The organism is Gemmiger qucibialis (assembly GCF_027689445.1).
GTDB classification, from domain to species: Bacteria; Bacillota; Clostridia; order Oscillospirales; family Ruminococcaceae; genus Gemmiger; species Gemmiger qucibialis.
Genome location: NZ_JAQFEN010000001.1, coordinates 373,297 through 387,949, shown reverse-complemented (window position 1 = coordinate 387,949; position 14,653 = coordinate 373,297). Strand labels below are relative to the sequence as shown.

Sequence of the window (14,653 nt, the reverse complement as noted above, 5' to 3'; positions counted from 1 at the left end):
CAGGAGGAACCCCCGATGAAGCTTATCAGTTGGAATGTGAACGGCCTGCGTGCCTGCCTGAAAAAAGGCTTTGAGGATACTTTCAACCAGCTGGATGCGGATGTGTTCTGCATTCAGGAAACCAAAATGCAGCCCGGCCAGGCGGATTTTGCCCCCGAAGGCTATACCGAATACATCAACAGCGCTGAGAAAAAGGGCTATTCCGGCACGCTGATCTATACCCGCGTAAAGCCCCTGAACGCCTGGAACGGCATTGGGGTGGAAGCCCACAGCCACGAAGGCCGTGCCATCACACTGGAATTTGAGGATTACTACCTCGTCAATGTCTATGTACCCAACTCCCAAAACGAGCTGGCCCGCATTGACTACCGCATGCAGTGGGAGGACGACTTGCGCGCCTACCTGAAAGACCTGGACAGCAAAAAGCCGGTGATCCTGTGCGGAGATTTGAACGTGGCCCATGAGGATATTGACCTGAAGAATCCCGGCCCCAACCGCGGTGCTGCGGGCTTTTCGGACCAGGAGCGCGGCAAGCTGAACGAGCTGCTGGCCGCTGGCTTTACCGATAGCTTCCGCTACCTGTACCCTGATGCCACCGGCATGTACAGCTGGTGGAGCATGCGGTTCCGCGCAAGAGAGAGGAACGCAGGCTGGCGCATTGACTATTTCCTAGTATCGGACCGGCTGGCCCCACAGATCAAAAAGGCCGAGATTTTGATGGATGTGCAGGGCAGCGACCATTGCCCGGTGCTGCTGGAACTGTAAAGCTGCAAAACGTCCAAGAAATATTCGGTGTGTCGAAAAAAACTGTGCCTTTCTTTTGCAGAGTATGTGGGTATAAAACATGTAGGGGACGATGCTTCGCATCGTCCCGCATGTCGGACCTTGCCATATATTCCATCACATCATTCTCCGCAAGGCATCGGGCGCACAATGCGCCCCCTATGAAGACCTTTTCGACAATCTGAAATTTTCATAATTTTTTCAAAAATATCTGCTCCCGTTGCAAAATACCGGGAGCATTTTTCGTATTAGTATACAGAAGCGCTTCCAACAAAGAAAGCGCGCCGGCAGATGAATGCGAAAGGAGGTGTGGGGCACTGAACCAAACAGATTTTACCCAGCTGATGCAGCAATACCAAAAACTGGTTTATACCGTTTGTTTGCAGTTTGTCCACAACCCCCACACCGCCGAGGATCTGACCCAGGATACCTTCCTTTCGGCATGGTCGTCCATTGACCGGTGCGAGCCCCAATACTATAAGCAATGGCTGGTGCGTGTGGCGGCCAACAAATGCAAGGACCACCTGAAAAGCTCCTGGGCGCGCAGGGTGGAGGCACAATCCGACGAAACGATGCCGGAACCACGCGGCACACCGCCGCCCGGCAGCGGCCTGCAAAGCGCAGAGCCGGACCCGCAGGATGAATTTATGCGCCAGACCGATGCCGCAGAGCTGGAAACGATGGTGCGCACCCTGCGCGAACCCTATGGCCGGGCCGCGGCCATGTATCTGCTGGACGGGCTGCCCGTGGCGGCCATAGCCCAAAAGCTGGGCCGCCCGGCACCCACTGTTCAGAACCAGCTGTTCCGCGCAAAAGCGATCCTGCGCAAACAGATCATGGAAAGGAGGCAGGAATAATGGAACAGGCAATGTTTCCGCAAAACGAAAATAACACCCCCTTTGATAACGAAGCCCTGTTTGATGCTGAAGGCCACCTGACGGATGAGGGGCTGCACGCCCTGCAGGAGGGCCGCCTGGATGAACTGGGCAGCCTGGAGGCCGCAGAGCACCTGACCTTCTGTGATTACTGCCTTGCCCGCTATACCGCCCTGATTGAATTGGCCCCCGAAAAGCTGAAACAGCCCATGCGGGACCTGATCCCCCAGGTGCAGGCCCTGATGCGGCTGCGCAGCTTCCGCATTATGACAAACCGCTATGTTTCCACGGCTGCCGCCGTAATGCTGGCCTTTGCGCTGTGGCGGTTCGGGTTCTTTGGCGGCGTTGGTACGGTGCAAAAGCCCGTGCAGCAGCTGCCGGACGTTACCCCCAGAGTGACGGTAAGCCAGTCGCTTGGCGGTATGTTTGACAGCATGAGCAGCGGCCTGAGCAATATGTTCGACGGAATGCAGCTTACCATCAACAGTGGGCTGGCCCAGCTGGCCGACCCGGTTGTGCCCCACAGCAACCCCACCAATAACGGCGGCAGCCCCGCCCACGGAGAGTGATACACTATGAAGAAAAACGCATTTTTGACCTTTATTTTTGCCTGCATCCCCGGCGCAGGGCAGATGTATTACGGGTATATGAAGCGCGGTACCTCGCTGCTGGTCTACTTCTGCCTGTTCATCATGCTGGGCGCCATCATTTCCCCGCTGGTGGTGGGCGTTGCCGTGGTGTATATGTTCAGCTTTTTTGACACCTATGACCTTATCCGCTACCTGGTAGCGGGGGACCCCAAGCCGGATGAATTCCTGCTCCCGCCGGATTGGCAGAATCAGCTCGGCGGTGCCAAAGCTAAAATGACCCCCAAAATGAACAAGATCATTGGCTGGTGCCTGCTGCTTACGGGCGTTTATGTGATGTATGACAGCGTGGTATGGCCGATCGTGAGCAATATTCTGCAACAGCTGGGCGTTTACTGGGATATAATCTATACCCTCAACAACGCAATCCCTTCCGTTGTGGTGGCGGTGCTGCTGATCGTCTTTGGCGGCCGCCTGCTGGGCTTTGGCAAACATGCCCACCACAACGATACCGACGACCTGCCCCCGTACCAGGGCTGAACCGGCAAAGCAAGCAAATTTGAAAAGAAAATTGAAAAGAAAATTGAAAAGAAAGTGTAGGGCAGGGTGCAGCACAGCACCCCGCCTGGTAACCTGCGGCCATTTGGAATAAAAACAGCGCCGCCCGATAGCCTGACAATGATTCAACAGACAAAAGAGAAAATGGTGATTAACTATGGAAAACAATTTTAACCAGAATATCCCTGTGCCGGAGGAACCGACCCAGGATACCTGCCAGGATGCCAGCCAGGAAACCACCGCGCAGGCCGCGCCCGAAACGGCCCCCAAACCCCCGGTCAAAGTGCGGCGGGTGGGTACCTTCAGCCTTGGCCTGATGCTGGTTGCCATCGGTGCCATCCAACTGGCCCGGATTTTTATGCCGAATGTCAATGTGCTCAGCGTGGTAAAGTATGCCCCGGTGGTGCTGATCGTTCTGGGCATTGAGGTGCTGATTTACGCCGCACGCCCCGATGTAAAGATTAAGTATGATGGTATTTCCATCTTCCTCTGCATTATCATCATGCTTACGGCGGGGGCTTCCGGCGCAGTGGCCGCGGTAGTCCAGGCATTCACCCCCGAAAATGTGACCAAGCGTGTTACCACGGAGGAGCAGTACAGGCAGACCATTCAGGAAGCGCTGAACAACATCCCCAATGCCCACGATTTTGTGCATGATTATTCCATCGATGTCGGCAGCGAGCGCTGGTTTATGGATATGCCGGTGGGTACGATGCACGCAACGGTGTACCTGACCATGAATTACGGTGCCCAGACCACCGCCGAAGAATTTGTGCGCGACTGCATGAAGGTAATGGATGCGGTAAATTCCACGGATATCCCGGTAGAATACTATCGCTTTGATGTGGACCAGAGCAACCTGACCGATGGCGAAGTGTGGAGCGTATGGCTGGATGAGTGGGAAATGCACGGCAACCTGCAAAACATTGTGGCCAATGTTGATACCATGTACTATGTGGACGGCGATGCCTACACCAGCCTGGATGATGTGCCCAAAAAGGACGACGATGAACTGTTGAACCGCTACATGGCCGCCTTTGGCACCAACCCGCTGACCGATTACCAAAATGAATACGGCACCGTTGAATTTGGTGATAAGCTGGAAGAGTACATGCAGAACCGCGTGGAAAACGAAGCCGGCCAGGACCTGACGGACACGGACAACGCTGGGAAAACCGCAGCCAGTGAGGAAACACCCGCAGCGCAGGACGATGTGACGATGGAAGCCACTGAACCCGCAGCGGGCGCTGCGGAAGCTGCCTCTGAAAATGCAAACTGACATTTGAACAAAAATAATATATTTGTGCAATTTCGTTAAAAACGACGGAAAAGTTGACCAGATTTTTACGCCCCGCATACGCGGGGCTTGTTGTTTTTGCCCGCCTGAAATGCTACAATACCAATAAGGGCAATTTTGCCCTGTAAATGCGGCCTGCCCGGCGGCGGGATGCAAAATCAGGAGGTACCCCATGCACATCCTTAAAGGCTATACCAAGCAGGAAATCAGTTGGATGATGTACGACTGGGCCAACAGCGCCCATTCCGTTATCATTGTAACGCTGCTCCCCATCTTTTTTGACACGGTTGCGGGCTATACGGCGGACAGTGTTTCCAGCATGTCCACCTGGGGCTATGCAACCAGCATCGCCATGCTGATCGTGGCGCTGGCCGCTCCGTTCCTGGGCGTGTTTGGCGATATCCGCGGTATGCGCAAAAAGCTGTTCAGCTTTTTCATGCTGCTGGGCGTTGCAGCCTGCGCGGGCATGGCGTTTACGCCTGGGATGGATTTTACCTCCGGCCCGGTGGCAGCAGGCAAGGTGGCCAGCCTGATCCTGGTTCTGTACATCGTCAGCGTCATTGGTTTTGATGCTTCCGCCATCTATTACGATGCCTTTTTGACCGATGTTACCATCGAGGACCGCATGGATAAAGTTTCCACCATGGGGTACGGCCTGGGTTACATCGGCGGCTCCACCATTCCGCTGCTTATTTTTCTGATCATGAACCTGGTTGGCGTGCCCATGCTGACCTGCCTGGCATTTGTGTTTGGCCTGACCGCTGTGTGGTGGCTGGCGTTCAGCTTGCCTCTGCTGAAAAACTGCGAGCAGACCTCTGGCAAGCCGTATGAAAAGGGCGATGTTGCCCGCAGCATTAAGGGCGTTGGTACTACCATCAAGGAGATCATTGCCAACAAGCCGATGCTGATCTATATTCTTTCGTATTTCTTCTATATTGACGGCGTGCACACCGTCATCAGCATGGCAACCACCTATGGCACCAACCTGGGGCTGGATTCCACAGGCATGATGCTGGCGTTGCTGCTGGTGCAGATTCTGGGCCTGCCGTTCTGCCTGCTTTACATCAAGTGCAGCGAAAAGTTCGGTGCCCGTACCATGGTGGGCTTTGGCATCTGCGTGTATATGTTCATCTGCATCTTTGCGTTCTTTATGAACAGCCTGTGGCAGTTCTGGGTGCTGGCTGTGCTGTGCGCCACCAGCCAGGGCGGCATTCAGGCGCTGTCCCGCTCCATGTACGGCAAGCTGATCCCGGATAAGGACCGCTCCGGCGAGTTCTTCGGCTTCTTCGATATCTTTGGCAAGTTCAGCTCCATCATGGGCCCGGCTTTGGTCGGCGTTGTCAGCAGTGTGGTGGCAAATGGAATGCTGGGGGCCCAGGGGCTGACCGCTCAGACCGCAACAGCGGAGCAGATCAATGCTATCAACGCCCAGTCCAGCCATTACGGCATTTTGTCCATCATTATTATCATCATTGTGGGCGCGGTGCTGTACTTCGGCTTTTTGCCCAAAGCAGAGCACGCCAAGCAGTAAATTTGACAAGATATTCGATTCGCATTACAATATAGGGGTATATTCTGTTCAGGTACACCTGGGGAATATACCCCTTTTTAAGGTATATCTGAAAACAAAGAAAATGACGGATATTTCGCAAACACAGACAGGATTTAAGGCAAAGAGCCGCAGGAATTCTTTGTGGATTCCAAGAGTTTTTAAGGCAACACCGCACAATTCCCGCCTTGCGGCTTAAGCACCGCTCCGGCAGCTGCGGCACGGCATCTGCGTTGCCAAAATGCTCGATAAGACATCCAGTATTATCTGCGCTTTTGGCTTGGCATCTGCCGCACCTCGCTCGCCGTATCGGCACTTAGAATTATGCGGTATTGCCTTAACGCAAAATCCCGCTGCGTTTGTAGAAGCAGAATATATTTTCGACGTTTCAGAGACACCTTAGGGCTATCTCAAAAGGAAGTGACCCCCCTATGCCGGAAGGCTACACCCATGTGCGTACCGCCCAAAAGGCCGCGCATGCCATCCATTATAAATTGCAATGCCCCGCAGCGTTTGCCGCCGGTGCCAATGGGCCGGACAGCTTTTTCTGCTATGAAGTGTGGAAAAAGGGCCAAAACCGCACCTATAACCTGCCGCTGCTTGGCAACCGTATGCACGAGGATAAGACCGGCGCCTTTCTGCTGGCCCTGCTGCACCACACCCACACCCAGGCGCAGATCGAGTATACGCTGGGCTTTTTGTGCCACTATGCGGCGGATACCGTTATGCACCCTTACGTTGTGTTCGTCAGCAGCCCCGGCCAGCCCTACGGCATGAAAGGCGGCCACGGCTACTTTGAAATTGCGCTGGATTCCACCCTGCATGCCGAGGATACCGGCGTTTCGGAGGTCCCGGCGGATGATTCCAGCCCGGTGCCGATCGGGCAGGACCTGGCGGAAATTGCCGCATTGCTGCACCAGTGTATTCTGGAGGTATATGGGCAGGATATCAGCGTGGAAGCCCTGGCGGACAGCTTTTATTACACCTACCGCCTGCGCCGCCTTTTCACCAGCCGCCACGGCGTGCGGCGGGCGTTCTATTGGGTGCTGGAGCTGTTTTTTGGCGGGCGCGGGTTCATCACCGGGCATGTATCCCCGGCACACCTCAAGCTGAACCTGCCGGAGGATTGGACTGACCCCGCCACCGGCGAAGAGCGCCACGGCGGTGCCTTTGCCCTGCTGAAGGATGCCCAGCACCGCTGCGAGCTGTTTATGACGGCCACCCTTGGCCACTGGATGGGCAAGCTGGACGAGGAAATTCTGGAAAAGACCCTTGGCAGCATGAGCTACATCACCGGTACCGAAACCGAGCAAAGCAAAAGCCAACAAGCGCCGGATGCGGAACAGGCAGGCGAAACCGCCTGACATCCCCGCGCCCGACCTTTGCGGATAAATTATTACAACACGAAAGGAACTAACACCTATGGTTCGTATTACGATGCAGAACGGCAAAACTATTGACATTGAACTGGATGCTACCGCAGCACCGATCACCTGTGAAAACTTTTTGAAACTGGTCAATCAGGGCTTTTATAACGGCCTGACCTTCCACCGCGTCATCCCCGGCTTTATGATCCAGGGCGGCGACCCGTCCGGCAACGGCACCGGCGGCCCCGGCTGGCACATCAAGGGCGAGTTCCTGCAGAACGGCGTGAACAACCCCATCAAGCACACCCGCGGCGTGATCAGCATGGCCCGCGCTATGGACCCCAACTCTGCCGGCAGCCAGTTCTTCATCATGCACCAGGATGCTCCGCATCTGGATGGCCAGTATGCTGCATTTGGCCATGTTGTCAGCGGCATGGACGCTGTGGATGAAATTGCCGCAGCTGCCACTGACTGGAACGATAAGCCCCGCACCCCGGTCGTGATGGAAAAGGTCGAAGTTATCGGCTGACATCCTGCCGTAAAATTGTAACAAAAAGCGCATGTGTTGTTCCCGAACCGGGAAAGATGCACATGCGCTTTTGCGTTATGGATAACCGTTTTTCAAAAACAGCAGGGGAGCCGCTTACCCAAAGATGGAGCCCACGTTGCCTAGGAAAGATGCCACGCTGTTCAACTGCTGCTGCAGCTGGGCCACTGCGTCCATGGTGGCGGGCAGCTTGGCCATCACATCGTTCAGGGCGTCCACGTCGATCTGGCTCAGCTTATCGGCAATGTCGGGCAGGGTCTGCATCATGCTGTCCAGCTGTTCGGTGTCCAGCTTGGCAAGGCTGTCCTGCAAGGTGCCGGCAATCTCGTTCACCTGGGCGCAGGTGGTGATCACCTGGTTATACGCCGTGTTGAACCGCAGCAGCAACCCGCCCATAATCAGGCAGAGCACCACCACAATGGCAATAGCGGCCCACAGCAGCCGCTTTTGGCTGCGTAGCAGGGCGCGGTTTTGCTGATCCTGCAATTCCAGCTGCGCTTCCACGCGGTCCAGCTGGTGCTTCAGGTCCAGGGCGTCCACCTTGCCGTCACCGGTTTCATCGTCAGTGGCATTCAGGGCGGCCACTTTGGTGTTCAGGGCATCGTCCATCTGTTTGTTCAGCTTTTCCATGGGGCAAAACTCCTCTCTTGTGTGGGCTGCATGCGGCATGCTTTGGTTACTGTGGGGCTTTCATCTCAAACCAAAAGGTGGAACCTTTGCCGACCGTACTGTTTACCCCAAAGGGGAAATCATGCTGCTGCAAAATGGCCTTGGTGATGGAAAGCCCCAACCCGGTACCGGTCTTGCCGGCATCCTGGCGGGCGCGATAGTAGCGGTCGAACAGGTGCGGCAGTTCCTCCGGCGGGATGCCGGGGCCGTGGTCCTCCACTTCCACCCGGCAACCGCCGTTTGGCATGGGGATGGCCCGCAGCACAAACACACCGTCCGCACCCATATGGTGGGTGGCGTTGCCCAACAGGTTGTGCAGCACCCGTTCCATCATGGCGGGGTCGGCGCGTACCATGCATTCCTTGTTGGCTTCCAGCTGCAGCGTCCAGCCATTCTGCTCGCACACGGCGTCATAGCGGCCCGCGACCTCAAAGCAAAGCTGGCTCATGTCAAAATCAACGGGGTTAAGCTTTTCTGCACCGCTGGAAACTTTGCTCAGCTCCATCACGCTGTTTACCAGCGCGCTCAGGCGGTCAGTTTCGTCCACAATAATGCTGCACTGTTCGGTGCGCTTGGCCTTGTCATCGCCGGTAATATCGCGCACCGTTTCGGCATAGCCCTTAATCAGGGTCAGCGGGGTGCGCAGGTCATGGCTGACATTAGCCAGGATATCTTTTTCCAGCTGGGCGGAGCGTTTGACTTCCTGCGCCATGTGGTTGAACTCCCGCCCCAGCAGGCCCAGCTCATCATTGCGGACTACTGGCACCTGAACATCATAGTTGCCGTCGGCAATCTCGCGGGCACCCTCCGAAAGCTGGCGCATCGGGCGGGTGAACCACCGGCTGAACAGCGCCGCCACCAACAGGTTGAGCGCAATCAAAAAGATGGCAACCGGAATCAGCACACTGCGCATGACCTCGGCGGCTGTTTCAATCTGTGCCAGGCTGGCGGATACGATCACACCGTAACTGCCGTCTTTGGTCAGGCAGCCCATCAGCATCTGCCGGTTGCCGCCGGATTCAATAATTTTGTACAGCGAACCCTCATTGTACAGGGCATGGCGGGCCAGGATGGCGGTTCGGGTGTCTGGGGTATATACCGTCATGTTATCGCCGAAAGTGGCCATGCTGTTGTGTAAAATGCAGGGGTAAAGCCCCTCCAAAAACTGCACGCTGCGGCAGGTGTTATCGCTGATATCAATGCAGCAGTTGTCCACATTGATCACGCCGTTTTCCAGTGCGGTTTTCAGGTTGGACCAGAACGTTTCGTTCTGCAGCGTCAGGGAACCATAATCCCGGCTGGAAATCTGCCCCCCGGCGGAATCAATCATTCCGGCGATCACGCTGGATTCGCGTTCCAGCCGCTTTTGAATGTTGCGGTTGTACATGGGCTGCAGGCCATAGGTGATCAGCCCCCACACCAGCCCAAGGGTCAGCACAGTAATACCGCACAAAAACAGCATCAGCTGGCCCTGCACCCCCAGCGCCCAGCCATGGGTGTGCGGTGCGCTGCCCGGTTGCTTTGGTTTACGCAAAATCGCGGCCCCCTAACGTTACTGTGCGGTATCGGGGTCAAACTTGTACCCCACGCCCCACACGGTAACAATATAGCCGCGGCAGCTGCCAAGGTGGCTGCGCAACATTTTAACATGGGTATCTACCGTGCGGTCCTCGCCATAATAGTCATAGTTCCACACTTTTTGCAAAATTTTCTCGCGGGAAAGGGCAATGCCCTTGTTGTTGACCAGAAACACCAGCAGGTCAAACTCTTTGGGGGTCAGCGGGGCTTCCTGCCCGGCCACCTTAACGCTGTGGCTGGCGGTGTCGATCACCAGATTCCCAAAGGTATACACATTACCCTCGGCAACCGGGGCAGGCATGGTGCGGGCCAGTACGGCCTTCACGCGGGCAACCAGCTCCCGCGGGCTGAACGGCTTTACCACATAGTCATCCGCGCCGCCCTCCAGCCCGGCCAGTTTGTCATATTCTTCGCTGCGGGCGGTCAGCATGATCACCGGTGTCATGATCTTGCGGGTGCGCATCTCACGCAGGCAGGTCATGCCATCCATAAACGGCATCATAATATCAAGGATCACCAGGTCAATGCCGCCGTTTGCCAGCTCGGCCAGCGCCTGTGTGCCGTCCCCGGCTTCGGCACAGGTAAAGCCCGCGTACTGCAGGTGCTCGCGGATCAAATCCCGAATGCGCGGTTCATCGTCAACGATCAATACTCTTGCCATTTCTAATCCACCTCGTCTGGGCGCAAATCACCCTTGAGTTACTATTACTATACCATAATAACGGCGAACCGTGGAGAATTTGTGAAAACTTTTTAAGCTTTTTTCAAATTTTTATCCGCCACGGTCTATTACGCAAACTGTACCGCAATTTTGCTCCGCCAGCTCTTGCAAGCCTGCGGGCAATGCGCTACAATATGGATGCAATGCCCGGTACATATTTTACAACGTGCGCCGGATGAAAAAAGGAAGTTGATCGCATGTTCTGGTTGATTTTGCTGATTGTTGTGGCGGTACTGTGCGCGCTGGTGCTGTTTTTGGTGGCTCCCGCCGCTGGCCGCAAGGAGCTGCGCACCCCCTTTGCGGGCCGCAATTTTGCCCACCGCGGCTATTTTGGCAAGGATCAGCGCCCGCCGGAAAACAGCCTGCCCGCCTTTGCCGCCGCCGTGCAAAACGGATACGGCATAGAGATGGATGTGCAGTTCAGCAGCGACCGTAAGCTGCTGGTGTTCCATGATGATACCCTGACCCGCATGACCGGCACCAAAGGCTGGGTGCGGGATTACCCCTATGACCAGATATGCCAGATGCCGCTGAAAGGCAGCGCCGAGCACGCCCCGCTGTTCAGTGAGTTTTTGCAGACAGTGGACGGCAAAACCCCGCTGATTATCGAGATCAAGAGCCGCCATGAATATACCGGCGAATATCTGGACGACCTGTGCCACGCCACGCTGGATGGCCTGAAAGGCTACAACGGCCCCTATTGCATTGAAAGCTTTGACCCCCGCGTGGTCAAGCGCATCCGTAAATTTGCGCCGCAGGTACTGCGTGGCCAGCTGGTGGATAGTTACCGTGCTTACCGTAAGGAAGGCGCGAACCCCATCCATGCGTTTGTCATCAGCCACTGCTTTGGCAACTTTATGGCCCGGCCGGACTTTATTGCCTGGTGCCCGGACAAACAGAACTGGGCCGTGCGGCTGTGCGCCCGCCTTGGTGCCATGATGGTTATGTGGACCGCCCTGCCGGAGCATGACCAGGCCGCGCTGGAAAAACAGTACGATGCTGTCATCTTCCAGTGGTACCACCCGGAAGTCAAGTACAAATAAGAACCGCGGTTCTAAATACAGCAGCCCCCTCATATCGTTGCGTAAAAGCATTGCAACGTTTTTGAGGAGGCTGCATTTATGTTTTTATTTACAGTTACCAAACCTGGTCTGCGGCAGGCGGGGGCGCTTGCCCTTTGCGCTGTCTGCCTGGCTGGCACGGTTACGGCGGCGGTGCGCCTGGCGGGCAAAAGCGTGGCTGCCAGCGCTACAGTGCAAACCACAATTGAAAATACCCAGGATATCGGCACCTACTTTACCGGCTACGGTTTTGAGGTGGACTTGAGCACCGCCGCGGTGGACAAAGTGAAGATCCCCAAAAAGTGGGACGACAGCTTTACTGCCTTTAACCAGGTGGTGGGGGAAAGCGGCCTGACCCTGGCGGACTATAAGGGAAAAACGGTGGAAAAATGGACGATACTCTGCCCGGCGCGCTCAGATGGCGCAACAGACACCTACTGTGTGCTGCTGGTATATAAAGCAAAGCCGGTTGGCGCCTACCTGCTGGAAAAGCCCTCCGGCGAGGTGAGCGGCCTGATTACCGCGGCCCAAACCGCCGCCGAAGCCGAACAGCAGGCCGCCGAAACCAGCGCAGCCCTGCCGGACGAGGCAGATTATCCCAGCGAGTAAGCAGGAAAGCGAGATATCGTCAGCCCACCGGCATAAAGCGTGTGACTGCTTTGTGCCGGTGGGCCGTTTGGTTATGTGTTAGGGCAACACCGCACAATTCCCGCCTTTCGGCTTAAGCACCGCTCCGGCATCTGCCGCACCTCGCTCGCCGTATCGGCACTTAGAATTATGCGGTATTGCCTAAAATATTAAGCTTGCAGAACTTCGCGCTTTTTCCAACTGATAAAGCCGTACAGATCATTAAAAAAGAAAATGATAAAGTTGACGGCCACCGGAAGATACCCCGAATTTGTCAGCGAAGCCAGCAGCCACAGCACGATCAGCACCACATCATTGGCGGCATACCCTAAAGCATAATAGGATGACCGCAGCATGGTCAGTGCCGCCGCAAGGAAGCTAGTGATGACAGAGAGGGTGCTGAAAGCAAGATTTGGCGTGTCCAGTGCGGCCAAAATGCGGTAAAACAGCACCGTGACCACAACGCAGCTGGCCAGCAGCCCGGCAAACTGGCGCAGGTTCAACTTCTGGATGGCAACAGCATCGCCGCTCTCGGCAGGGTGCCGCAGCCAGGTGATGGCGGACCATACCGCCATGGGCAGCGCCATGCCCAGATAGGTGATCATCTCACCCCAGTAGCGGAACCGGAAGGAGATGATACCGTATAAAATACTGAACACGATCATCAGCACCTGCGCCCAAACGTTGCCTTTGGCCGCAAACACCAGGGAGGTAACGCCCACCAGCGCAGCAATCAGGGTGAGAGGGTCAAAGTTTGCTGCCAGAATATTGGAAACCAGCACAATAAAAAGCGAACAGAGCCAGAGCAGCCATTCCTTTTTGGTCAGGGTAGAAAACGGATTGTTCAATTTATACGCTCCTTTGATTCTTTTTGTTGGAGAAAGCAAAAATCAAAGGAATAATTCGGGGTCAAGGATCGGGACACCGCGGTCGGATAAAATTACCATATAAGCACCTGAGTGAAACGAGTGTTGAAAACGTAAAGTATATCTGAAAAAGCAGAACCAGAACAGATTATACCCTTTTCCAACCCCCTTGGCAATGGGCAAACGTTACGGGTGTTCGGCGGCATACTGCAAAAATTCCGGCGTTTTTGCCCAGTATTTGCAGCCCCAGTTTTCAAAGTTACATTCGTCCATGTAGTCGTTGCACTCATAGTCAATATAGTACAGTGTATCGCCCTGCAAAATGAAATTGGTGGGGAAATAGTCAATGTTGGTGTGCGCCGGGTACAGCAGGCGGCACATGGCCTGCACCTGGCGGAGGCAGGTTTCGGGCAGGGCATCTTTCAGCACAAGGGTATACACGGTTTCGCCAGCAATGTATTCTTTCACAATGCGTTCCGCTTTGGTGTCAACATCCAGCATACGCGGCATCGGAATGCCGATTTCCTGCAGGTGGTTGTAATCCCGCAGTTCGGCTTCGATCTTATTGCCAAACTGGTAATAGACGCAGGGTTCATGGTGAATCTGCTTAACCACGACCTGCTGCCCGTCCGCCATCTGCGCCAGGTAAGAATACCCGCCTTTGCCCTTGCCCAGCAGTTTGAGCAGAAAGTAGGCATTGCCATTTACCAAAACTGTTTCAGGCATAAAAGCACGCTCCTTGTGGGTTAATCATCAAAGAAAAACAGCTCTTCTACCGTGGTATGGAACACTTTTGCAATGTCCATTGCCAGCTTGAGGGAGGGATTGTATTTCCCTTTTTCCAGGTTCACAATGGTTTCGCGCCGGACACCGACCAGCTCGGCAAGGTCTGCCTGCTTAAGGCCCTTTGCTTCCCGGTATTCTTTCAGTTTGGTTGATAAGGCCATGTTCAAAGCCCTTTCTTATCCATAAGATAGAAGATGATCGTGCGCACCACCGAAATCAAAATCAGTGCGGCCATCAAGCCATAACCGATGATTTCTGTGGTAAGAACCATACGGCCGACAGCGCAGGTAAAGCCAATCACAATAAAAGCTGCCACGCTGATTTTTAAGCAGATGGCATCGCATCTCCGCAGGTTGGCTTCAGCCATTTCATCGGGGGATTCCTGCTTGTATTTTTTGACCCGGATGGCGCGGGAAACGAAATAATAAAAGCTGAAAGCAAAAATAACGTTTTGAACGGTCGTGTAATAATCTTTCCAGTCGTTCCGTGCCCACATCCAATAGTACATGGCAATCAGGATAGAAAAAATGATTTTATCAGCAACCAGTTCCCGTAATGACACCTTTTTCATGGTAAGCCCCTTTCTTTTATCTGCATCCATAAAGTGAGAAATTTCGCACGTGCTATGTGATGAATATATCACACGAAAGCTTCGGTGTCAATAGAAATGTGAGAAATTTATAACATTCTATGGAGTGAGGAAAGAGGAGTGGAAATCGGCCGAAACAGAGTCTTGCCGTTATTGTATCTGACAGCACGAGCTTTTTTGGGGGCTATACGGT

General features: G+C 54.8%; 17 protein-coding genes. 10 read left to right on the top strand and 7 right to left on the bottom strand.

What is annotated here, in order from left to right; all coding sequences use genetic code 11:
- Positions 1-15 precede the first annotated feature (15 nt).
- From PG062_RS01760 to PG062_RS01725, 8 genes are all read left to right on the top strand, one after another.
- Entirely contained in the window at positions 16-765 is a 750-nt protein-coding gene (locus PG062_RS01760) for an exodeoxyribonuclease III (RefSeq protein ID WP_270750803.1), read from the top strand.
- A gap of 362 nt (positions 766-1,127) precedes the next feature.
- Positions 1,128-1,640, top strand: a complete 513-nt coding sequence (locus PG062_RS01755; protein WP_270750802.1) for an RNA polymerase sigma factor — start codon at positions 1,128-1,130, stop codon at positions 1,638-1,640.
- Positions 1,640-2,227, top strand: a complete 588-nt coding sequence (locus PG062_RS01750; protein ID WP_270750801.1) for a hypothetical protein — start codon at positions 1,640-1,642, stop codon at positions 2,225-2,227. The genes PG062_RS01755 and PG062_RS01750 overlap by 1 nt, the downstream gene beginning before the upstream one ends.
- 6 nt (positions 2,228-2,233) lie before the next feature.
- Entirely contained in the window at positions 2,234-2,785 is a 552-nt protein-coding gene (locus PG062_RS01745; protein ID WP_270750800.1) for a hypothetical protein, read from the top strand.
- A gap of 175 nt (positions 2,786-2,960) precedes the next feature.
- Positions 2,961-4,082 (top strand): hypothetical protein, encoded by a 1,122-nt coding sequence (locus PG062_RS01740; protein ID WP_270750799.1) that lies wholly within the window; start codon positions 2,961-2,963, stop codon positions 4,080-4,082.
- A gap of 190 nt (positions 4,083-4,272) precedes the next feature.
- Positions 4,273-5,631: an MFS transporter gene (locus PG062_RS01735; RefSeq protein ID WP_270750798.1), complete on the top strand. Its 1,359-nt coding sequence runs from the start codon at positions 4,273-4,275 to the stop codon at positions 5,629-5,631.
- Between the two features lie 449 nt (positions 5,632-6,080).
- Complete coding sequence (locus PG062_RS01730; RefSeq protein WP_270750797.1) at positions 6,081-7,013, top strand: zinc dependent phospholipase C family protein; 933 nt, start codon at positions 6,081-6,083, stop codon at positions 7,011-7,013.
- 58 nt (positions 7,014-7,071) lie between these two features.
- Positions 7,072-7,545 (top strand): peptidylprolyl isomerase, encoded by a 474-nt coding sequence (locus PG062_RS01725; protein WP_270750796.1) that lies wholly within the window; start codon positions 7,072-7,074, stop codon positions 7,543-7,545.
- A gap of 114 nt (positions 7,546-7,659) precedes the next feature.
- Here the strand turns inward: PG062_RS01725 and PG062_RS01720 are convergent, their stop codons facing one another.
- The 3 genes from PG062_RS01720 to PG062_RS01710 are packed head-to-tail and all read right to left on the bottom strand — an operon-like array spanning position 7,660 to position 10,471.
- Positions 7,660-8,193 carry an AI-2E family transporter gene (locus PG062_RS01720; RefSeq protein ID WP_270750795.1) on the bottom strand — a complete coding sequence of 178 codons (534 nt, stop codon included), beginning with the start codon at positions 8,191-8,193 and terminating at the stop codon, positions 7,660-7,662.
- A 46-nt stretch (positions 8,194-8,239) separates the two neighbouring features.
- Positions 8,240-9,766 carry a sensor histidine kinase gene (locus PG062_RS01715; protein ID WP_270750794.1) on the bottom strand — a complete coding sequence of 509 codons (1,527 nt, stop codon included), beginning with the start codon at positions 9,764-9,766 and terminating at the stop codon, positions 8,240-8,242.
- An 18-nt stretch (positions 9,767-9,784) separates the two neighbouring features.
- Positions 9,785-10,471 carry a response regulator transcription factor gene (locus PG062_RS01710; RefSeq protein WP_114000833.1) on the bottom strand — a complete coding sequence of 229 codons (687 nt, stop codon included), beginning with the start codon at positions 10,469-10,471 and terminating at the stop codon, positions 9,785-9,787.
- Positions 10,472-10,728: 257 nt separating this feature from the next.
- On the opposite strand from PG062_RS01710, the gene PG062_RS01705 reads away from it, so the two are divergent.
- Positions 10,729-11,574: a glycerophosphodiester phosphodiesterase family protein gene (locus PG062_RS01705; RefSeq protein ID WP_270750792.1), complete on the top strand. Its 846-nt coding sequence runs from the start codon at positions 10,729-10,731 to the stop codon at positions 11,572-11,574.
- A gap of 78 nt (positions 11,575-11,652) precedes the next feature.
- Positions 11,653-12,201: a DUF4830 domain-containing protein gene (locus PG062_RS01700; protein ID WP_270750791.1), complete on the top strand. Its 549-nt coding sequence runs from the start codon at positions 11,653-11,655 to the stop codon at positions 12,199-12,201.
- Positions 12,202-12,389: 188 nt separating this feature from the next.
- Here PG062_RS01700 and pnuC read toward each other — a convergent pair whose 3' ends face one another.
- From pnuC to PG062_RS01680, 4 genes are all read right to left on the bottom strand, one after another.
- A complete protein-coding gene (gene pnuC, locus PG062_RS01695; protein WP_270750789.1) occupies positions 12,390-13,067 on the bottom strand; it encodes a nicotinamide riboside transporter PnuC in 678 nt (225 codons plus the stop codon).
- Between the two features lie 204 nt (positions 13,068-13,271).
- Positions 13,272-13,811, bottom strand: a complete 540-nt coding sequence (locus PG062_RS01690; RefSeq protein ID WP_270750788.1) for a BUD32 family EKC/KEOPS complex subunit — start codon at positions 13,809-13,811, stop codon at positions 13,272-13,274.
- Between the two features lie 20 nt (positions 13,812-13,831).
- On the bottom strand, positions 13,832-14,032 hold the full coding sequence (locus PG062_RS01685) for a helix-turn-helix transcriptional regulator (RefSeq protein ID WP_114000837.1): 201 nt from the start codon (positions 14,030-14,032) through the stop codon (positions 13,832-13,834).
- Between the two features lie 2 nt (positions 14,033-14,034).
- On the bottom strand, positions 14,035-14,442 hold the full coding sequence (locus tag PG062_RS01680) for a hypothetical protein (RefSeq protein WP_270750786.1): 408 nt from the start codon (positions 14,440-14,442) through the stop codon (positions 14,035-14,037).
- Positions 14,443-14,653: the final 211 nt, after the last annotated feature.